20 protein-coding genes and 1 tRNA gene are annotated in these 20,243 nt (G+C 30.2%); 5 read left to right on the top strand and 16 right to left on the bottom strand.

Annotated elements, in window-relative coordinates; genetic code table 11:
- The first annotated feature begins 5 nt into the window (after positions 1-5).
- Complete coding sequence (locus ACKGJI_RS01610) at positions 6-1,481, top strand: Ppx/GppA phosphatase family protein (protein WP_458700816.1); 1,476 nt, start codon at positions 6-8, stop codon at positions 1,479-1,481.
- On the opposite strand, the gene bamA is transcribed toward ACKGJI_RS01610, so the two are convergent.
- Positions 1,478-3,709, bottom strand: a complete 2,232-nt coding sequence (bamA, locus tag ACKGJI_RS01605; RefSeq protein ID WP_458700815.1) for an outer membrane protein assembly factor BamA — start codon at positions 3,707-3,709, stop codon at positions 1,478-1,480. The two genes, ACKGJI_RS01610 and bamA, sit on opposite strands and share 4 nt — an antisense overlap.
- A gap of 359 nt (positions 3,710-4,068) precedes the next feature.
- On the opposite strand from bamA, the gene ACKGJI_RS01600 reads away from it, so the two are divergent.
- Complete coding sequence (locus ACKGJI_RS01600) at positions 4,069-4,896, top strand: prephenate dehydrogenase (protein ID WP_458700814.1); 828 nt, start codon at positions 4,069-4,071, stop codon at positions 4,894-4,896.
- Positions 4,897-4,915: 19 nt separating this feature from the next.
- Positions 4,916-4,991: transfer RNA gene (locus ACKGJI_RS01595), tRNA-Ala, on the top strand.
- Here ACKGJI_RS01595 and ACKGJI_RS01590 read toward each other — a convergent pair.
- The 13 genes from ACKGJI_RS01590 to ACKGJI_RS01530 form a co-directional block, all read right to left on the bottom strand.
- A complete protein-coding gene (locus ACKGJI_RS01590; protein ID WP_458700813.1) occupies positions 4,979-6,400 on the bottom strand; it encodes a BatD family protein in 1,422 nt (473 codons plus the stop codon). The two genes, ACKGJI_RS01595 and ACKGJI_RS01590, sit on opposite strands and share 13 nt — an antisense overlap.
- Complete coding sequence (locus tag ACKGJI_RS01585) at positions 6,384-8,081, bottom strand: vWA domain-containing protein (protein WP_458700812.1); 1,698 nt, start codon at positions 8,079-8,081, stop codon at positions 6,384-6,386. Before ACKGJI_RS01585 ends, ACKGJI_RS01590 begins: the two co-directional genes overlap by 17 nt.
- Entirely contained in the window at positions 8,078-8,983 is a 906-nt protein-coding gene (locus ACKGJI_RS01580; RefSeq protein ID WP_458700811.1) for a vWA domain-containing protein, read from the bottom strand. The genes ACKGJI_RS01585 and ACKGJI_RS01580 overlap by 4 nt, the downstream gene beginning before the upstream one ends.
- Positions 8,976-9,326 (bottom strand): hypothetical protein, encoded by a 351-nt coding sequence (locus ACKGJI_RS01575; RefSeq protein WP_458700810.1) that lies wholly within the window; start codon positions 9,324-9,326, stop codon positions 8,976-8,978. Before ACKGJI_RS01575 ends, ACKGJI_RS01580 begins: the two co-directional genes overlap by 8 nt.
- Positions 9,314-10,099, bottom strand: a complete 786-nt coding sequence (locus ACKGJI_RS01570) for a DUF58 domain-containing protein (protein WP_458700809.1) — start codon at positions 10,097-10,099, stop codon at positions 9,314-9,316. The genes ACKGJI_RS01575 and ACKGJI_RS01570 overlap by 13 nt, the downstream gene beginning before the upstream one ends.
- Positions 10,096-11,043, bottom strand: a complete 948-nt coding sequence (locus tag ACKGJI_RS01565) for an AAA family ATPase (RefSeq protein ID WP_458700807.1) — start codon at positions 11,041-11,043, stop codon at positions 10,096-10,098. Before ACKGJI_RS01565 ends, ACKGJI_RS01570 begins: the two co-directional genes overlap by 4 nt.
- 60 nt (positions 11,044-11,103) lie before the next feature.
- Positions 11,104-11,664 (bottom strand): chalcone isomerase family protein, encoded by a 561-nt coding sequence (locus ACKGJI_RS01560; protein WP_458700806.1) that lies wholly within the window; start codon positions 11,662-11,664, stop codon positions 11,104-11,106.
- Positions 11,661-12,671, bottom strand: a complete 1,011-nt coding sequence (locus ACKGJI_RS01555) for a beta-ketoacyl-ACP synthase III (protein ID WP_458700805.1) — start codon at positions 12,669-12,671, stop codon at positions 11,661-11,663. Before ACKGJI_RS01555 ends, ACKGJI_RS01560 begins: the two co-directional genes overlap by 4 nt.
- 11 nt (positions 12,672-12,682) lie before the next feature.
- Positions 12,683-13,675 carry a phosphate acyltransferase PlsX gene (plsX, locus tag ACKGJI_RS01550; protein WP_458700804.1) on the bottom strand — a complete coding sequence of 331 codons (993 nt, stop codon included), beginning with the start codon at positions 13,673-13,675 and terminating at the stop codon, positions 12,683-12,685.
- Positions 13,676-13,828: a 50S ribosomal protein L32 gene (rpmF, locus tag ACKGJI_RS01545; RefSeq protein ID WP_458700803.1), complete on the bottom strand. Its 153-nt coding sequence runs from the start codon at positions 13,826-13,828 to the stop codon at positions 13,676-13,678.
- 9 nt (positions 13,829-13,837) lie between these two features.
- Positions 13,838-14,194, bottom strand: a complete 357-nt coding sequence (locus ACKGJI_RS01540; protein ID WP_458700802.1) for a YceD family protein — start codon at positions 14,192-14,194, stop codon at positions 13,838-13,840.
- Positions 14,195-14,199: 5 nt separating this feature from the next.
- The gene (gene ndk, locus ACKGJI_RS01535; RefSeq protein WP_458700801.1) at positions 14,200-14,613 is read right to left on the bottom strand and encodes a nucleoside-diphosphate kinase; all 414 of its coding nucleotides are present in this window, start codon (positions 14,611-14,613) and stop codon (positions 14,200-14,202) included.
- 153 nt (positions 14,614-14,766) lie between these two features.
- Positions 14,767-15,051, bottom strand: a complete 285-nt coding sequence (locus tag ACKGJI_RS01530; RefSeq protein ID WP_458700800.1) for an NADH-quinone oxidoreductase subunit I — start codon at positions 15,049-15,051, stop codon at positions 14,767-14,769.
- 198 nt (positions 15,052-15,249) lie between these two features.
- Between ACKGJI_RS01530 and ACKGJI_RS01525 the strand changes: the two genes are divergently transcribed.
- Together ACKGJI_RS01525 and ACKGJI_RS01520 are read left to right on the top strand one after the other, a co-directional pair.
- Positions 15,250-17,229 (top strand): methyl-accepting chemotaxis protein, encoded by a 1,980-nt coding sequence (locus ACKGJI_RS01525; protein ID WP_458700799.1) that lies wholly within the window; start codon positions 15,250-15,252, stop codon positions 17,227-17,229.
- A 143-nt stretch (positions 17,230-17,372) separates the two neighbouring features.
- Positions 17,373-17,969, top strand: a complete 597-nt coding sequence (locus ACKGJI_RS01520; protein ID WP_458700798.1) for a redoxin domain-containing protein — start codon at positions 17,373-17,375, stop codon at positions 17,967-17,969.
- 28 nt (positions 17,970-17,997) lie between these two features.
- Here the strand turns inward: ACKGJI_RS01520 and ACKGJI_RS01515 are convergent, their stop codons facing one another.
- Together ACKGJI_RS01515 and dxs are read right to left on the bottom strand one after the other, a co-directional pair.
- Entirely contained in the window at positions 17,998-18,405 is a 408-nt protein-coding gene (locus ACKGJI_RS01515; protein ID WP_458700797.1) for a Fur family transcriptional regulator, read from the bottom strand.
- Position 18,406: 1 nt separating this feature from the next.
- On the bottom strand, positions 18,407-20,242 hold the full coding sequence (gene dxs / locus ACKGJI_RS01510; RefSeq protein ID WP_458700796.1) for a 1-deoxy-D-xylulose-5-phosphate synthase: 1,836 nt from the start codon (positions 20,240-20,242) through the stop codon (positions 18,407-18,409).
- Position 20,243: the final 1 nt, after the last annotated feature.

The following is a 20,243-nucleotide window of genomic DNA, read 5'->3' as shown; positions in this document are numbered from 1 at the left end:
GATATATGGCCAAAAGAACTGCTATCATAGACATAGGATCAAACTCAGCCCGTATGGTTGTGTATGAAAAAAGTAGTTCTTTTGCTTTTCATCTTGTAAAAGAGATTAAAAGTAGGATAAGAATAGGAGAAGGAGCTTACGAAAAAGGTGGTGTATTACAGCCTGAGCCACTTAACAGGGCATATAATGCACTTAGTGAGTTCTCCTTAATAATAAAAAATCTAAAATGCAAAAAAACATTTTGCGTTGCTACTTCTGCACTTAGAGATGCTCCGAATTCAAAAGAATTTATAAAGAAAATCAAAAAAGATTTAAATATAAACATAAAGATAATAGATGGTAAAAAAGAGGCATTTTATGGTGCCTTATCTGCTGTAAATCTTTTAAAACCAATTGATGATGCCATTAGTGTTGATATTGGTGGAGGCTCAAGTGAGATTGCTAAAATTGAAAACTCAAAAATAGTTGATACTATTTCAATTGATCTAGGCACTGTTAGATTAAAAGAACTTTTTTTTAATCACTCGATAGACATTGAAGGCGCAAAAGAGTATATAGAAAAAAAACTCTCATCCTTGCCTAAACATTTTCAATCTGAAACAATTATAGGGATTGGAGGAACAATTAGAGCATTTTCTGATATGGTTATGAAAAAGATGGAATATCCTTTAGAAACTGTGCATGGGTTTGAATATAATATTGAAGAATTCAATTATCTTTTAAACCAAATCTCAAACTGCACACATAAAGCAGAACTCAAAGAGATAGGTGTAAAAAAAGACAGACTCGATACTATGCAAGAAGGCTGTTTAATCTTTGAAAGATTAATAAAAAAAACAGGAGCTATCAAAGTCCTTACAAATGGAGCAGGAGTTAGAGAGGGAGTGTATTTAGAAGATTTATTGCGGTCTTCAAATCAAAAATTCCCATCTAATTTTAAAGTAAGTGTAAAAAGTTTAAGTGATAGGTTTATTGATGATCCAAAAGAGAATCAATACATAAGCAATACAGCACTTAAACTGTTTGATGCACTTGATTATCTTCACAAAATTGATCCAAAATACAAGGAAGAACTTAAAATTGCTTGTAAACTTTACAATATAGGAAGAAAGTTAAGTTTTTATCAAGAGCACTTACATAGTTTTTATTTTATTTTAAATAATCTAAATTATAACTTCACACATGAACAAAAAGTTTTGATAGCTTTACTTGTTAAATATCATACTAGAAAACTACCAAGCTATGAAGATGTAATGGCTTATAAAAAACTTTTACCAGAGATAGAAATCGTAAATTGGCTTAGTTTTATCATTTCACTTGCAAAGTGTTTGAATTCTGATTTAAGTAGAACTAAGATGGAATTTTCATACGAAAACCACACCCTTGTAATAAAAAGTTCAAAGAAATTATATCTAGCAAAAGAGTGCATAAAGAAGCTAGTAAAACCAGCCTCTTTTGCGATAATCATAGAAAACAGTTAAAACTGTCTTCCCATACTAAATTCAAAGCTTGATGTATTATCACCGGATTCTTCAAGTAAAGGTTTAGCAAAAATCAAGGATATTGGTCCCATAGGAGATATCCACTCTAAACTAATTCCAGTTCCAGCTCTTTTTATATCAAGTCCATCATATCCTATCATACCATAATCTAAAAAAAGTGCGCCTCTCATTTTTAATCTCTCTATTAGTGGGAAACTAGCTTCTACACTATTTGCAAACATCATATTGCCACCATAAATCAATCTACTATCTACTACTTGAGTCGGGTACAAAGAGCCTGATGAATAACCTCTAACACTACTAATACCACCCATTTTAAAATAATCATCTAAAGGAACATAACCATTGTCTATTAAGTATTTAGCTTGTGCTTTATATCTTAAAATCAAATCATACTTTATTTTATCTCTTAATCCATAATAATAATTAAACTTCGTTATACTTTTTGCAAATTTTGCATCCCCACCAAGTCCTGCAAACTCTAGTGAAGTTTTAAAGCTCATCCCTTTTCTTGGTAAATAATAATCATCTGTATTATTAAATGAAAGTGCTGGAATGATTGAACTTTTTAATATGTCAGGATAATTTGCATCTGTGTAAATTCCAAGTCCTGTTGTATCTTGAAAGTTTGAATATTTAACGCTTTGTAAAATGTAACCAATGCTACCTGAAAAGTGTCTTCCAAATCTTCTTCCAACGTTTAAGCTAAATCCTGTTGTCAATGTATTATAATTATAGTTTGAATAATCTTGTCTATATATACTTCCACCCAAACTATAAATTGAATCAAATATTCTTGGATTATTTAAAGATATCTTTCCACTAAGCTCTTTATCACTTCTATCAACATTAACACTTGCTGTTATACCTGAGCCAAATATGTTTGTATCAGATACGCTTGCATTTAGTAAAAGACCATCACTTGAGCCATAACCAATTCCACCACCAATACTTCCAGTTGAAGCCTCTTTTACTTTGACAATCAAATCAATCTTATCTTTGCTTACTCTTTTTTCTTCAATTTTGACATCTTCAAAATAACTACTTCTTTTAAGAGCTGATTTTGAATCTTCCAAATCTGTTTTATTATATAAATCTCCAGCTGCTAAGAAAACTTCTCTTCTTACAACTCTATCTATAGTTCTACTGTTACCTGAAATTCTTACATCATTTATGTAAACTTTGTTACCTGGAACTACTCTTAGATATATATCAGCCACTGCTTTTTCTTTATTTTTTTGAATATCTGGAATTACTCTTGCGTATGCATAACCTAGATTTGCAACTGCAGTTTCTACTTTTTTAACATCTTTTCTTAGTCTGTCAACATCAAAAACATCTCCACTTTGCAAAACCATTTCATCTTTTAATTCATCTACTGATATATTTAAATCTTCAGGTTTTTTAATATCAACTAAACCAATTTTATACTGTTTCCCCTCATCAATTTTATAAGTTAAAGTTGCAGTATAACTATCTAAATAAGCTTTTAAAAATGGCGTACTAACAGTCGCGTCTAAATAACCATTTTGCATATATACATTTTTAATTCTCTCAGGGTCATACTCTAAATCAGAAAGTCTTAATTTACCATCATTAAAGCCCCACATCCAAGGAAGCCATTCTGCCTCTTTATTTGCAATGCTTGGTTCAACATCACTATACTCTAATGCTTTTGCACCACACATTTTTACAGATTTAATAAAAACTTCTTCACCTCTGTTTATTAAAAAATTTAATTTTAATGCAGTTTTATTTATAAATTCTTTTTTATGTTCTACTACTGTATCAAAATACCCTTGAGCTTCATAATACTGTGCTATTCTTAGTTGAGCAAGTGTAGCTTTTTCCAAATCATAAACTTCACCCTTTTTAAGCCCCAAAATTCCCATTACTTTTTCTTTATCATTTTCACCAATTCCGCTTAACTCAATTTGAGCGATAGTAGGCTTCTCTTTGAAATGAAAAACAAGTTCACCATCTCCTGTATCTTCTACCCAAACATCCTCAAAATATCCTTGCTTATACAAAGTTTTAATTGCTTTATCAATTTTTTCTATATCAACATCATCACCTGATTTTATACCTATCATTTCAGAAGCAACTTCTTGAGATATATGAATAAGGCCATCAAATTTTAAGTTTTTAACTGTAGCTGCTTGAAGAGTCATAGTTATCATAAAGACAAAGACAAGGAGTTTTTTCATAATATGCAATCCTAATTGTTAGTTTTAAATAAAAGACTTGTTACGATATAATTATATACCATTAACTTAACACATTTGTTCATAATCAAGGCAACACTTTGCAGGAATAGCCGTAGCTATTTCAAGAAGTGTTAACGAAGAGTATGGGCAAATGTGTTAAGCCCGAAGGGTACATTTTAAAGAGGCAACCTTGCACAAAACTTTTTATCAACATAGCTTTGGCTATGCCTTAAAAAAGTTTTACACAATCTTACCTCTTTAAAGCATATTAATGGTGCATAATTATATTGCAACAAGTCTAAAGCAGATATAATACCATTTTTAGAATTAATCAATAGTAAAATTAAAAGGAAAAATTTATGCTAGTAGGAATAGTAGGACTAGGTCTCATGGGAGGTTCACTCGGGCTTGCTTTGAAAGACACAAAATTAGTATCAAAAGTATTAGGTTTTGATCATAACTTAACACATTGCGAAGATGCTTTAAAACTAGAATTAGTTGATGATATTGTCTCTTTTGAAGATATAAAAAAGTGTGATATTGTTTTTCTAGCAATTCCTGTTGAAGCTATTAAAAAAGCACTTCAATCATTAGGTGATATAGATAAAAATACAACTGTCATAGATTTAGGAAGTACTAAAAAAGATATTATAGATAGCGTTCCAGCAAATATCAGACAGAACTTTGTAGCAACTCACCCGATGACTGGTACTGAGCGTTTTGGACCAAGTGCAGCATTTAGTACTCTTTATCATGATAAAATTGTAGTTTTATGTGACACACAAAATAGTGGTGACTTTCATAAAGACAGAACCATACAAATTTTTTCTCACATAGGTATGAAAATCGTTTTTATGGATCCTATCTCACACGATAGACATGCATCTTTTATCTCACATTTGCCTCATGCAATCAGTTATGCATTAGCAAACAGTGTAATTGGCCAAGAAGATCCTAAAAGCATCCTTCTTCTTGCAGCTGGTGGTTTTAAAGATATGAGCAGACTTGCAAAAAGTAGCCCAAATATGTGGTCTGATATTTTTAAACAAAACAAAGAGAACTTACTAACTTCTATTGATATTTTTGAAAAAGAGTTATCAAAATGTAAAGAAATGATACAAAATGATGATTATGAAAAATTAGAGCAGTGGATGGGAGATGCCACAACTTTACATAAGATTTTATAGGTTATAATATTATTTTCGTGGGGTATTAGCTTAGCTGGGAGAGCACAACGCTAGCAGCGTTGGGGCCAGCGGTTCGAGCCCGCTATACTCCACCATGCTTTAAAAATTTTTTTAAAACCTCTTTATCAATCCTATTTTTCTTATTTGCATAAATATTTTCTTCAAGGAGTTTTATCTGCTCATTTATTTTTTCATCTTCTCCTCTGTATTTTAAAAGCTCTTTTAGATAATCTTTATCACTTTTAAATTTTGGAAGTTTTATATCTTTTTTCTTTGAAAAGATATAAAATATGATAAAAGCTATAAAAAATCCTCCTATAAATGCTAACGCTATATATTTGTAATCAATTACTTTTATCTCTTTTATAACTTCTTTTTTTTCAATATTTTGTGGTGCTACTTGAAGAGTTTTTTCAACTTTAGAGCCATCAACTTTTATATTTATTGGGTTTGTTTTTTTAGTTACTACTTTTTTTAATGATGCGTCATAATAAGTCAATTTTACAGAAGGAATTGTAAAATCACTTGATGATGTTATGGAAAATTTTTGCTCAAATTCGCCAGTTATTGCATCACTTAGGGCGTATGTTTTAATTTTCGGTTTATCTTTGTAGATATTAGCTCCATCAATCTTTAAATCAAACTCATCAATATCATCAAAATTGCCTTCGCCTTTTATCTTAAGAGTATAATTAACTGCTTCATTTGCTTTTATACTATTTTTATCAACACTTGCACTTATCTCAAATTTTCCATATAAATTCGCTCCTATTAGAGGCTTTACATGTAGACTAATCGGATTTGAAAAAACACTTTTCCAATCTAATTGTTGATTTAAAAAACCAAATATATCTCGTCTATTACTTCTAAGTCCTACATCTATTCTAGCTGGATTTAACTCAAAATCTCCACTTTTTTGAGGATATAAAAAATATGTCATGGTATGAACTACAAATCTTCCCTCTTGATAAGGTTTTTTCTTTTTACCCTCTTTTACCCAAAAATTATCAAATTTTGGAGGCAAAAATCTTAAGTCATTTACTTCCTCATTTATATCTCTTTTAAAAACAAACTCCAATTTAACAGGCTCAAACTGCATTATATTTTTTTTATTTGCTCTCATTTCAAATAAAAATTTACTATTTTGTATATTTGCTTTGCTAACTTCTACATGTAAAGGATTTGTTTTTTCAATTTCTCCATTTACTTTAACTTCAAAAGCTGGGATATCTATACTTTTTGTTGGCATAAACTCATAATGTTTTTCTATTTTTTTAGTCACTTTTCCATTTATATTAGTAATGCTTTGAGACAATCCTGTACTTGAAACTTCAAATCCACTAATCTTTTTAATCTCAGGAAATTTTATATCTTCTCCACTTGCACTTATTATCAAAATAACTCTATCACCTTGGACGATACTGCTTGAACTTAGTTTCGCAGTTGCTGCATATAAATTTAAAGTTATAATTAAAAAAAGAGCTATCCTACCAACTAATTTCATTATCATCTCCTTTTACTAGAGGCATAGGTCTTGTTGTAAAATTTTGTTTTTTCATAATCTTTTCCCATTTTTTAGCCTCTGCTTCACTTATTTTTTTCTCTTTTTTCTTTGTTTTATTGCTGCTGTTTTGCTTATTTTTTTTACTTTTGTTTTTATCATTTTTATTATCTTTGTTTTCTTTCTTTTTTTCATCTTTTTTCTTGTTTTTATCACTCTTGTTTTGATTGTTTTTTTTGTTATCTTTATCTTTTTTATTTTGATTATTCTTTTTTTTGTTTTTATTTTCTTTGTTATTTTGCTTTTTGTTTTGCTGATTTTTTTTCTTTTTTAATTTCTTCAAAAGTTCCAGATTATACCTAGCATCCTCATCATCTTTTATTTTTAAAGCTTTTTCATAAGAGTTTATGGCTTTGTCTATCTGGTTCAATTTTGCATAAGAATTTCCCTCATTGTAAAGTCTTTTAAATTCATTTTCATCTTTAAAACTTTTTATTTTTTCGTACTCTTTTAGAGCATCCTTGAACTTTCCTTGCTTATAAAGAGCATTTGCCCTATCATAAATCGCTTCGTCTTTATTGATTTTAGAAAAATGCTCATATGCCTTTTTATAATCACCTTTTTCATAACTTTTTTGAGCTTCATACTTATCCCAAAAATCAAATATACTAGCTTTTGCAGGAGTTACATGTAGGCTCATAATTACTAAAGCTAAAAAAGGTAATCTAATAGAATTAAACAGTAAAAAAGTAGTAATTAAAGCTAAAGATAAAGGATAATAAAACAGTTCTTTAAAATTATCAGTTGATTTTTTCTTGATTTTTTTAATTTTTGCACTATTTTTTATATTTTTAGCCAACCAATCAAGCTTTTCAATTTTTCCACTAAGAGCTAAAAATGCCCCACCTGAATTTGATGCAACTTTTGCTATATTATCATCTCTTTTTGAAATTACAATATTGCCTTTTTTATCTTTTATAAGCTCACCTCCTTCATCTTTTAAGGCTGAGCCTTTTTTGGTACCAACATTGAGTACATGTAAGATTATATCTTCATCGTTTACAAACTTAGAAATCTTCTTTATCCCTCTTCCATCAGCTCCATCACTTATGAGTAAAACTACTTTTTTCTCATCCTTTAAAGATTCAAAAGCTCTTTTTGTAGCTTTGAGGGCTGAGCTTATATCACTTCCTTTAGAGCTAAGCGAATTTGGATTTAAGTTTTTTATCAAAAATTTTATACTATCAAAATCATCACTAAATGGATTTACCAAAAATGCATCATGCGTAAATGCAATGCTTGCAATTTTTGCCCCTTTTAATTTATCCATTAACTCAAAAAGGGATTTTTTTGCAAATTCTAATCTATTTGGAAAGATATCATTTGCTTCCATTGATTTTGAAATATCTAGTAAAACCACCATATTAAAGCTATCGTAATTGTAAAAACTCTCTATGTTTTTATCTAGCATTACAGGTCTAGCAAGTGCTAAAATCATAAAAACAAGAGTAATGATTCCAAAATAAAATCTACTTTTGCTACTTGATTTGTTGATTAAAATTTTTTCTAAAATCTCTTTTGAAAAAACTCCTTCAAGAGAAATAAAACTACTTTTTTTTCTAAAATAAACCAGTAAAATAGGAATAATCAGTAAAAATAGAACAAAAGGATATAAAAAAATCATTCATCACCTCTTATTAGTAAAAATCCAAGTAGTGATAAAAACGCAAAAAATAGTGGGTACATGTAAAGATACTCTTTTTTAAATCGTACTCTATCTTTTAATTCATCTTTTTGTAATTTATCTATATACTTATAAACTTTTTCTAATGTACTTGCACTATTTGCTCTAAAAAATTCTCCATTTGTACTTTTTGCAATGTCTTTTAAAACATTTTCATCATACTCACCATATCTTCCAATACCTATACTAAAAACTTTTATATTTTCATCTAAAATCGCTCTTTTTGCTACGCTGTAAGGCACTTTACTCGCCGTATCAAAACCATCAGTTAGTAAAATTACAACTTTTTGTTTTGCTTTTGATTTTTTTAAAAGTCTAGCACTTAAAAAAAGAGCATCATATAAAGATGTTCTTTTACCTGCTATTCCTCTGTTTAGTCCATGCAAGATATATGAAGTTGCCTCATAATCAAAACTAAGAGGTGAAGCTACATATGCAAAATCACCAAAAACAATAATCCCTACATGATCACTCTTTCTCTCTTTCACATAAGTACTAGCTATCTCTTTGGCAACACTGAGTTTATTTGCAACACTAGTACCATTGTTTATAGGGATTCTGCCATTGCTCATAGAATCACTCACATCAATTAACTGCATTACTGCATGAGCTGGTCTTGTATTGCTTATGGCACTTTTTATAGTTGGGCTTGCAAGTGCTGTTAGTGCTAAAAAAATAGTAAGCCATTTTAAAATCTCTTTTACATAATTTATCTTCAATCTATGATTAAAATCAAAAATTTTTGGCATATACATGTAGAGCTTTTGAGGTTTACATGTAAAGCTGCAAATTATAAATAAAATTAAAATCAAAAAAACATAAGGGTATTCAAATTCAAACATTTGTCCCCCTTAGTATCTCTTCAATTTTTTGCAAATCTTCTTCGCTAAAATCCTCTACAATTTTTTTATATTTGTACTTATCTAAAAAAGACAAATCAATATCAGAATTTAAAACTGGAATATACTTAGATAGCTTATATGCACTTTTCTTTGCATTTTTTAAATCTATTTTTTTAAGCTCGTTTTTTGCAATTTTTTCTTTACTTATGCCTTTTTTTCTATTTTTAAACACTTTAAATAAATACCAAATAATAGCAATAAAAATAATTATAAGAGCTATAAAAACATACAAAGAGTACTCATTAATCTCAATTAATCCTTTTATATCTCTTATATTTTCCACTCTATCAACCTTATACTACACTCTTTTAAATACTCTTTTAATCTCAAATCATGTTTTAATAAACTTTTTTTGTAATGTTTTAAATTTGTATTTGAAAAATAAAGAGAACTTTTTTTCAAGCTAGTTGGATCAACTACTCCAATTTCACCTATTGCTTTAGGATTTAATTCAAACCTATCTCTTATTTTAACAGCTACAATTTCGTGTTTTTTTGCGGCTGCTTTTAGATTTGGAATATCATAAAAATCTCCCAAAATAAATATAAAAGATCGTTTTTTTATGCCATATAACAGATAATTTAATAACTTATCATAGTCTATATCTTTTTTTAAAACATCAAATTCAATGATTTTTTTTATACCATTTAATACACCAGCTTCTTTTTTTGTAGGCTCAATCCTATTTTCCAGTTTATTGCTAAACAAAGAGATACCAAATCTATCAGAATTTTTTACACAATTTATGCCAATATCACGAGCAATACTAGCAAGTGCATCTTTTTTTAAAATGCGAGAACCAAAATACAAACTCCCACTCATAAGTGCAATGACTTCAACATTTATCTCTTTACTTTCATAAAAAGTTCTAAGATAAATCTCACCCATCTTGGCAGTTGCAATTGGATCAATTCTTCTTATGTGTTCACCAAACTCATATGGGCGAATTTTTGCAAAATCATAACCATCACCTATGATTTTTGAGTTATGCTCTCCTAGTAAATCCCCATAAATATACTTTTTTGACTTTGCTACAATCTTTTTTACATCAATCATGGCATAGGTAGTTTATCTATTATTTTATCTATTATTTTATCACTATTTAAATTTTCTGCTTCAGCTTCATAGCTAAGTATAATCCTATGTCTTAGCACCTCTTTTGCTACATATACTACATCTACAGGAGTAACAAAATCTCTCTCATTTAAAAGAGCATTTGCCCTACTTGCTCTGTGCAAATCTATACTTCCTCTAGGACTTGCACCAAATCTTATGAGTGGCTCAATATCTTCTAGTTCGTATCTACTTGGATATCTTGAAGCAAATATAATATCTGCAATATACTCTTCTACCTCTTTGTCTATGTGAATCAAGTCTAATTTCTTTTTAAACTCATCCAAATCACTGATATCTAATACTTTATTGATTTGTATATTTTTCTTAAAAGCAACTCTTCTCATAATCTCAATCTCATCTTCTTTTGAAGCATATCCAAGGTTTAATTTCATCATAAATCTATCAAGTTGTGCTTCAGGAAGTGAGTATGTTCCTTCGCTCTCTAGTGGGTTTTGAGTTGCCAAAACAAAAAATGGATAAGGTAGCTTATAAGTAGTTTCAGCGATTGTTATTTGTTTTTCTTGCATTGCTTCAAGAAGTGCAGATTGTACTTTTGCAGGAGCTCTGTTAATTTCATCTGCTAAAAGAAGGTTTACAAATGCAGGGCCTTTTTTAACTTCAAATTTACTATCTTTTGGATTATAAATCTGAGCCCCTATGATGTCACTTGGAAGAAGATCTGGAGTAAACTGAACCCTTCCAAATTCTAAACCAAGAGTTTTTGCTAAAGTGTTTATTATAGTAGTTTTTGCAAGTCCTGGAACACCTTCAAGCAAAACATGCCCATCACAAATCAAAGCTATTAAAAGAGAGTCTATAACTTCATCACCTGCTACTACAAGTTTTGATATTTCACTCTTTACATCTTGTAATTTTTTATGCATACATTATCCTTGGAATTATTTATCAGTATTATATTAAGGATAAAAGTATACTATTAAAATTTAAATATTAAGTAAATTTTTCTTAAGACTTTCTTGAGCTGGTTTATCACTTAACCATATACCAAAAAGAGCTTTTTTAAAATCTAGTCCTTTTATAGTACTTTTTAGTTGAGAGTTTTTAAAAATTTCTACACCATTACTTGGTTCATAAATAAAAGTGTAAATATCATCTTTTTTTATTTCTTCTTTAAAAACATCTATAAAAGCTTCTATTTTTTCTTTTATTGGTGCAATATTATTGTTTGTTGAATTTTCAAAGCCTTCCATTGTAGCATCTTTCATTTTTTCACTACTTATTAAAGAAGAAATTATGTGGAGTTTTATTGCCATTGGCTTGTTTGCATTGATTATATCTTTTGCATCATTGTTTTTCTTTTGAAGGTATAATCCTGCAACATAAAGATCAAATATAAATTTGCTTCTAATTCCAGCACCATTTAAAACTAAAGCTGGTTTTTCAATGCTATCTGGTAAATTAACTTCTCCGATGTCTCTAGCCAATAAGTTTGAAGATACAAATAGTAGTAAAGATAAAATTAAAAACTTTTTAAAGATATTCATTTTAATTCACCAAAATTTTTACCAGCAAATTTAACCAAAGCGCTACCCCATGTAAATCCACCGCCAAAAGCATCAAGAAGCATTAAATCTCCATATTTGATTTTACCTTCTTCATACATATCGTTCATAGCCATTGGAATTGATGCTGATGATGTATTGCCGTATTTGCTAACTGTAAGTGCTGTTTTTTCTAGTGGAAAATCAAGCTTAGTTCTAACTGCTTCTATTATCCTATAATTTGCTTGATGTGGGATAAACATATCTACTTGGCTTGGCTTTATGTTGTTTTTTTCAAGTATTTGTATAACATCATTTGTAAGAGTTTTTACAGCTACTTTAAAAACCTCATTACCTGCCATTTTCATGTATTGGTGCTTTTTATCAACATTATCTTCTCTAATTGGGGTTTTTGAACCACAACCAGGAGTTATAAGTAAATCTCCAAAAGTTCCATCTGCACTGGCTAAAACATCCACAATTGCTTCGTTTTTATCTTCAGTAGCACTAATGATAGCTGCACCTGCACCATCTCCAAAAAGTATACATGTACCTCTATCTGTATAATCTACTACACTACTAATCTTTTCAGCGCCAACTATTAGTATATTTTTTTTAACACCAGATTCTATAAAAGCTTTTGCAATAGAAATAAGATATATAAAACCAGTACAAGCTGCACTGATATCAAATGCCATTACATTTGAAATTCCTAGTTTTTTACCTATCATTGCTGCAGTTGAAGGCATCGTTAAATAATCAGGACTCAAAGTTGCACATATGAGCATGTCGATATCTTCAATATCAATCTCAGCTCTTTTTATAGCAACTTTTGCTGCTTCATAACCCAAATCACTCGAAGCTTGATCGCAATTTGCTATTCTTCTCTCTTTAATACCTGTTCTTTTACTAATCCACTCGTCACTAGTATCAACCATTTGTTCTAAATCATGATTAGTTAAAACATTTTCAGGAATATAACTTCCAATAGATTTTAATGCAGCATACAAAAGAGAGTCCTTTACTTTTGAATTTTAGATAATCCTTCTTGGATATCTTCGTTTATATTAGAGTTTGAAAAATTAATTGCTTGAAAAATTGCATTTTTTACAGCTTTAGGATTACTTTTACCATGTCCTATAATTGCACAACCATTAATCCCTAAAAGTGGTGCTCCACCATATTCTGCGTAATCAACTTGTTTTTTCAAACTTCTAAAAACTCGTCTCATAAGAAGTGCACCTGCAATAGCAAGTGGTGATTTTCTAATGTTTGTTTTTATAATTTTAGTAATAGATTCAGCAACACCTTCACTGGTTTTTAAAAGAATATTACCAACAAAGCCATCACAAACTACTACATTTACCTTTCCATTAAAGATATCATTACCTTCTATATTACCAACAAAACTATCTAATGTAATAAGCTTTTCATAAGCTTCTTTTGTAACATCATTCCCTTTGCTTTTTTCTTCACCATTTGATAACAAACCAATTTTAACAGAATCAACTTTTAAAACATCTCTTGCATATGCTTCACCCATGATTCCAAACTGAACTAAGTGTTCACTTTTACAATCAACATTTGCACCAACATCTAAAACTAATGTAGGTTTGCTTAAAGGTGTTGGCATCAAAGTAGCAATTGCTGGTCTTAATACACCCTTTAATCTTCCAATTCTAAGAGTTGCCAAACTCATAGTAGCTCCACTATGACCAACTGAAACTACTGCATCGGCTTTGCCATCTCTTACTAAATCAACCGCTTTGTAAATAGATGTTTCTTTTCTTTTAAGAGCTTCAGTTGCACCATCACTCATAGCAAGTACATCACTTGCTTCAACAAACGAAACTCTTTCTTTTAACGAAGTAGGGATGAGTGACTCTATCTCTTTAGTTTTTCCAACTAAAATAGCTTGAAAATCTTTTCTCTCTCTTAAGGCTTTAACTGTACCTTGACAGATTGGACGACTTCCAAAATCACCACCCATTGCATCTATAGCAATCTTTATCATTTAGTTTTTATATTCGCCTGTAGTTTTATTTACATGGTGAGGCATTCTCCATGTTCCATCAGCATCTTTAACTGGTGTTGGTAAACTTACTTTATAGTGAGTTCTTCTCTTTGCTGATCTTGTTTTACTTACGCGTCTCTTTGGAACTGCCATTTTATTCTCCTATATATTTTCTTTACATGTAGAACAATAGTGATAATCACTAAGCACTACACCTAATTCACTTTCTAATATTGTATCAAAATTTACTAAACCTTCAAAAAATTCCATTACATCAAGAGCATAATCTTCACCGTTATACTCTCCATCACTTGCAAATAAATCAACTTTTTCATCAATTTTTAAATCAAATTCATTACCGCATCTATCACAAATGTGAGTCAATGTTCCAACTAATTTTCCATTACAATGAACTAAGTTATTAGAATCTTTTTTTGCAAATCCAGTAAATTCAACTCCATCTATTGTAGCTTTAAAATCAATTCCACTTGTTGAAATTTTATTAAAGGCTACTACCATTTATATTATACAATCTCTCTTCTTGCGAAAAAGAAATCAATTTCTATTTTAGCATTTTCTAAAGAATCACTTCCATGAACTGCATTTGCATCAATACTTTCTGCAAAATCTGCTCTAATTGTACCAGGAGCTGCTTCTTTTGGGTTAGTAGCACCCATCAACTCTCTGTTTTTTGCAACAGCATTTTCACCTTCAAGTACCATTACTACAACTGGTCCACTTGTCATAAACTCTACTAATTCACCAAAAAACGGACGCTTGGCATGTACTGCATAAAAGTTACCAGCATCTGCTTTACTTAACTGTACTTTTTTCATAGCTGCAATTCTAAGTCCGTTAGACTCAAATCTGTCAACTATTTTTCCAATTACATTTTTAGATACAGCATCAGGTTTTATTATTGATAGTGTTTGTTCCATAAATTTACTCCTAGATTTTACAATAACCTATATTGATAGGTCAGGACGTGGGAGTATATCAAAAAAAAGATTTAAAAAGTATTAAATTAAAAAATTATTTAAAAAAAGTTAAAAAGATGATGAAAGGCTCTTGCCTTTCATCATAAACTATATTTATTCAACAACAGGAGTGTCGCCTTTTCTCATATCTGCACCAATTTCATCACGGCTTGGCTGTCCATCTACAACAGCATCCCAAACGATACATCCTTCAGTTGGACAAGCTTCAGCACAAGCTGGAGCATCATGGTGACCTACACACTCAACACATTTATCTGCATAAACATAGTATGTATCTTCACCTGTTGGGTTATCATCTTCATCAACAATCGCTTCAACAGGGCACTCATCTATACAAGCACCACAGCTAATACAAATATCAGTAATTTTTACTGCCATTTTCTTCTCCTTATGAAATTTTAACTACAAAAAGTAGTTATCGAGTTAGAAACTATATCAAAACTTAGTTAAATAAATATTAAAAATCTTTATTAGGTATAACTTTATAATTCTTTTAAAAGCAATTTTATTTTATTTTATCTAATACTTAATATTGATATTGTATTATACATAACTAGAATTAAAAAGGAGATTAGTGTGTTTAATTCAATAACAAAAAAAGTAACATATATCCAAGTTATAGTTGTTATTCTTGCAATGCTTGGTCTAATTACATACAATAGTAATTATATAAGTAATTACATAAAAGAAGACACAAAAGAAAAACTTCAAACAAATGAAATGAGTATGATTCATACTCTAGAAACTTACAACGGTGCACTTGAAGATAGTGCTGTAAAACTATTTAAAATTTTCCAAGAAAGCTTTGGAAGCTTTTATATTGACCCTGAAGAAAGAATTGATGTAAATGGAGTTAAAACTCCTCTTTTAGCAACAGGAGGAAGACCACTTAATAATAAATTTGGCGAAGTTGAAAAATTTAAAGATTTAACAGGAAGTGTGGCTACTGTTTTTGCAAGAGATGGAGATGATTTTGTCAGGATTTCTACATCACTTCTAAAAGAAGATGGCACAAGGGCTATGGGAACATATCTTGGGAAAAAATCACCTGCTTATAAACCTATTATGGAAAAGAAAAAATATATTGGAAATGCAAAACTTTTTGGAAAAGATTATGTAACAGTTTACTCACCAATACTAGATATGGATGAAAATGTAATTGGTATTTTATTTATAGGTTACGATTTCACGCAAGGTCTTAAATCTCTTGCCGAAAAAGTATATGAAATGAAAATTGGCGAAAATGGATTTTTCTATACAATTGATTTAAAAACTAAAGAATATGCAATCCACAAAACTAAAGCTGGAAAAACTGTAGATGATGAAACTATAAAACAAATAATTAAGATGAAAAAAGGCTATTTAGAAGTTCAAAAAAATGGAGTTGACAAAGCTTATCAATTTGATATTTATCCTGATTGGAACTGGCTGGTTGTATCTGAAGCAAATCTTGGTGATTTTGAAAAAGCAAATACAAAGCTAAGAACAAACCTCATAATAGCTTCAGCAATATTTACTCTAATAATTATGCTAATTACTTGGATTGTTTCAGTAAAATTCATAGCAAAACCACTTGATGGTTTGATTGAAAGAGCAAAAGATTTATCTAGTGGCAATGGAGATTTAACAAAAAAACTACCTGTTATAGGAAAGGATGAAGTTGCAAGAGCAAGTAGTGAAATAAATAATTTTATAGAGAAGGTAAGAACCATTATAGAAGATGCAAAAAATCTTTCAAATGAAAACTCTTCAATAGCACATGAGCTTTCAAGCACATCACTAGAGGTGGGAAAACTTGTAGAAGAATCTTCAAATGCAACTCAAAATGCAGAAGAAACAGCAAATGAAATGCAAGAAAAATTAAATATTTCAGTAAGAGAAGCTCAAAAAGCAAAAGAAGAGCTTGAAAAAGTTAATGAAAAAATGAAAGAAACAAACTCTAAGATTATTCAACTTACAAATGAAATACAAAATAGTGCTTCAACAGAAGTAGAATTAGCTAGTAAGATTCAACAACTTAGTAGTGATGCTGAACAGGTAAAAGAGGTATTAACTGTAATTAGTGATATTGCTGATCAAACAAATTTACTTGCACTAAACGCTGCAATTGAAGCAGCAAGGGCGGGTGAACATGGAAGAGGATTTGCAGTTGTTGCAGATGAAGTTAGAAAACTAGCCGAGAGAACTCAAAAAAGTTTAGTTGAAATAAACGCTACCATTAATGTAATAGTACAATCAATTATGGATGCAAGTGATCAAATGAATAGAAATTCTAAAAAAATTGAAGAACTAAGCAACTCTACAACAGAAGTTGAAGAAAATATAGAATCAATGGCAGAGGTTATAAATTTTGCTGCAACTAAAACTTCTGAAGTTACAACAAAAGGTTATCAAGAAACTCAAGAAAATATCAGCGAAATTACTGAGCAAATTTCTAAAATCAATGAATACTCAACACAAAATGCAAGAAGTGTTGAAGAAATTGCAAGTGCTGCTGAGCATATGAATAAAATGACAGAAAGTCTTAAAAATAAACTAGATCAATTTAGAACTTGATTTACTTCTACATGTAGCCAAGTAACATGACCTTGGCTACTTACTATATACTTGTGATAAATTATCGTCACTTTAAAGTTACTCTAATCATTTATTGGTTATAATTCCTTATTAATAAAAATTATTGTTTAAAAGGAACGAATATGTTAGTAACAAACCCAGCACCAGATTTTACTGCAACTGCTGTTTTAGCAGACGGTCAAATTGTTGAAGATTTTAAGTTGAGTGAAAACTTTGGAAAAAAAGGTACAGTTGTATTTTTCTATCCATTAGACTTTACTTTTGTATGCCCTTCTGAAATTATTGCATTTTCACATAGATATGAAGAATTTCAAAGTCGTGGAGTAAATGTAATAGGTGTTTCAGTAGACTCTCAATTTTCTCACTTTGCATGGAGAGAAACACCAGTAGAGCAAGGTGGAATTGGAAGAATCAATTTCCCACTTGTAGCTGATTTAACAAAAAGTATCGCAAGAGACTATGATGTACTACTAAATGATGCTGTTGCACTTCGTGGATCATTTTTAATTGATGCAAATGGAATCGTAAGACATGCAGTTATCAATGACTTACCTCTAGGAAGAAATGTTGATGAAATGTTAAGAATGATCGATGCACAGCAATTTACTGATGAGCATGGTGAAGTATGTCCAGCAGGATGGCAAAAAGGTGATGAAGCAATGAAACCTGATTCAAGTGGAGTTGCTGAATACTTAGCAAAACACGCTGAAGAATTATAATATAACTAAGTAAGCCCTAATATTGGGCTTACTTACAAAACCTACACTCACTAGTTGAAGCTATAACATCTAACCTATCTAACTGAATATTCTTGCTTTTTTCTAATTTTACTTGGTAATCAAATAAATTTTTATCATAATCTAAATCTTCTACATGTCCACAGCCTGAACAAACAATATGAATGTGGGGCTTTGAAAGATAATCATACCTCATTTTTTTACTAGGTATATTTATCTCAATAACAAGACCAGAATCTCTTAATACATTTACATTTTTATAAACCGTTGCTAGTGAAATAGAAGGGTTGTCTTTTTTTATATTTTCATACATTTCATCCATTGTTGGATGTGTTTTTTTATCTAACTCTTTTAAAACTGCTACTCTTTGTGGAGTTGCTTTTAATCCAGCTGATTTTAGTACTTCTATGTATTTCATATCATTTTTCTCTTTCTATAATTTTTTTTGCTATTTGCTCAGGTAGTATACCTAAACTCTCTTCAACTAATTTTGTATTTCCATGTTCAATAAATTTATCTTCGTATTCAAAACTTATAACTTTAACGTTATCTAAACTCAAATCATTTTTTACACAAGTTATACTTGATCCTACGCCACCAATTTTTGCACTATCACTAATAATATACCAACTATTATATTTTAAAGACAATTTGTTTAACATCTCAATATCAATTGGCTTTATAAATCTAAGATCCAAAACTCCAGCATCTAAACTGTTTTCTTCTAAAATCTTTGCAACTTCTAATGATTTTCCTACACCATTACCATAGCCAATTATTAATATTTTATCTTTTCCTTCTTTTAGTAGTTGAGCTTTTCCTAACTCAAAAGGAATATCTTCTGCCCCATCACAATCATAAAATGCTCCCCTTGGATAGCGTATCGCACAAGGTCCTCGATGTTCATATGCATATTCGACGGCTCTGTACATACTTGCATTATCTCTTGGGGCAAAAATAGTCATATTTGGAATTGCACTTAGATAAGATATATCAAATGCACCTTGATGAGTTTCTCCATCTTCTCCAACAATTCCTGCTCTATCCATTGCAAATACTACATTTAAGTTTGATATACAAACATCATGAATAACTTGGTCATAACCTCTTTGTAAAAATGTAGAATAAATTGTAACAAATGGTTTAAAACCTTCTTTAGCCATAGCTGCCATTGATGTTACTGCATGTTGTTCAGCGATTGCAACATCCCAAAATCTATCTGGAAATTCTTTCATAAGCCTAGAAATTCCTGTTCCGCTAGGCATTGCAGCTGTTACTCCTACAACATTTTTATGTTTATGAGCTATCTTTGATAAAGCATCACTGAAAACTGAGGTTGCACTCTTTTTTCCACCACTTTTTAAAAGTTTACCACTATCAATATCAAAAGGTCCTACTCCATGCCAATTTTCCTCATATCCCTCAGCTTTTTCATAGCCTTTGCCTTTGATAGTTTGCGCATAAACAATTACTGGTTTTTTTAATTTTTTTGCTAGTTCAAAAGCTTTTATCAAATCTTCTACATCATGTCCATCTACAGGACCAATATAATCAATTCCAAGCTCTTCAAAGAGCATTCCAGGAGTGATTAATTTTAAGCTCTCTTCAAATTTTTTAGCCATATAAGTAGCACTTTCTGGCAAATATTGTAAAATTTGTTCAGTTGTTTTTTTAGCTTTTTGAAACAAATCACCAGCAATTTTATGTGATAAAAACTTACTAATTGCACCAATTGGTTTTGCAATACTCATTTTGTTATCATTTAAAATAATAACAACTGGAAGTTTTATGTCTCCTAGTTCATTAAGAGCTTCAAAAGCCATTCCCGCACTCATAGAGCCATCTCCAATTAGTGCAACTGGCACTCTTTTTTCACTCTCTTTTTTTAATTTTATAGCTTTTGCTGCACCTAGTGCTAGTGAAATTGAAGTTGAGCTATGTCCTGCTATAAAATAATCATATTTTGACTCACTTGGTTTTGTATATCCACTAATGCCTCCAAATGTTCTTAATGAATCAAATCTGTCCCATCTATCAGTTAATAACTTATGTGCATATGACTGGTGAGAAACATCAAAAATAAATGGATCATTTTTTACATCAAATACATAATGCATAGCCACTATAAGCTCAACTGCACCTACATTACTACTTAAATGTCCACCATTTTTACTTACTGTCTTTAAAATTTTCTCTCTTAAACTTACACATATATCTTTTAATTCTTCTATTGACTTACCTTTTACTTCTATCATA

The sequence above is a fragment of the Sulfurospirillum sp. 1307 genome (genome assembly GCF_054408545.1).
Note: the sequence above shows the minus strand (reverse complement) of the source record. Positions and strands in the feature narration are given on the sequence as shown.

Bases quoted from the DNA above. Each gene is read 5' to 3' on its own strand.
- ACKGJI_RS01610 (WP_458700816.1), top strand. From the start codon at position 6: ATGGCCAAAAGAACTGCTATCATAGACATAGGATCAAACTCAGCCCGT.
- bamA (WP_458700815.1), bottom strand. From the start codon at position 3,709: ATGAAAAAACTCCTTGTCTTTGTCTTTATGATAACTATGACTCTTCAA.
- ACKGJI_RS01600 (WP_458700814.1), top strand. From the start codon at position 4,069: ATGCTAGTAGGAATAGTAGGACTAGGTCTCATGGGAGGTTCACTCGGG.
- ACKGJI_RS01590 (WP_458700813.1), bottom strand. From the start codon at position 6,400: ATGAAATTAGTTGGTAGGATAGCTCTTTTTTTAATTATAACTTTAAAT.
- ACKGJI_RS01585 (WP_458700812.1), bottom strand. From the start codon at position 8,081: ATGATTTTTTTATATCCTTTTGTTCTATTTTTACTGATTATTCCTATT.
- ACKGJI_RS01580 (WP_458700811.1), bottom strand. From the start codon at position 8,983: ATGTTTGAATTTGAATACCCTTATGTTTTTTTGATTTTAATTTTATTT.
- ACKGJI_RS01570 (WP_458700809.1), bottom strand. From the start codon at position 10,099: ATGATTGATGTAAAAAAGATTGTAGCAAAGTCAAAAAAGTATATTTAT.
- ACKGJI_RS01565 (WP_458700807.1), bottom strand. From the start codon at position 11,043: ATGCATAAAAAATTACAAGATGTAAAGAGTGAAATATCAAAACTTGTA.
- ACKGJI_RS01560 (WP_458700806.1), bottom strand. From the start codon at position 11,664: ATGAATATCTTTAAAAAGTTTTTAATTTTATCTTTACTACTATTTGTA.
- plsX (WP_458700804.1), bottom strand. From the start codon at position 13,675: ATGATAAAGATTGCTATAGATGCAATGGGTGGTGATTTTGGAAGTCGT.
- rpmF (WP_458700803.1), bottom strand. From the start codon at position 13,828: ATGGCAGTTCCAAAGAGACGCGTAAGTAAAACAAGATCAGCAAAGAGA.
- ACKGJI_RS01540 (WP_458700802.1), bottom strand. From the start codon at position 14,194: ATGGTAGTAGCCTTTAATAAAATTTCAACAAGTGGAATTGATTTTAAA.
- ndk (WP_458700801.1), bottom strand. From the start codon at position 14,613: ATGGAACAAACACTATCAATAATAAAACCTGATGCTGTATCTAAAAAT.
- ACKGJI_RS01530 (WP_458700800.1), bottom strand. From the start codon at position 15,051: ATGGCAGTAAAAATTACTGATATTTGTATTAGCTGTGGTGCTTGTATA.
- ACKGJI_RS01520 (WP_458700798.1), top strand. From the start codon at position 17,373: ATGTTAGTAACAAACCCAGCACCAGATTTTACTGCAACTGCTGTTTTA.
- ACKGJI_RS01515 (WP_458700797.1), bottom strand. From the start codon at position 18,405: ATGAAATACATAGAAGTACTAAAATCAGCTGGATTAAAAGCAACTCCA.
- dxs (WP_458700796.1), bottom strand. From the start codon at position 20,242: ATGATAGAAGTAAAAGGTAAGTCAATAGAAGAATTAAAAGATATATGT.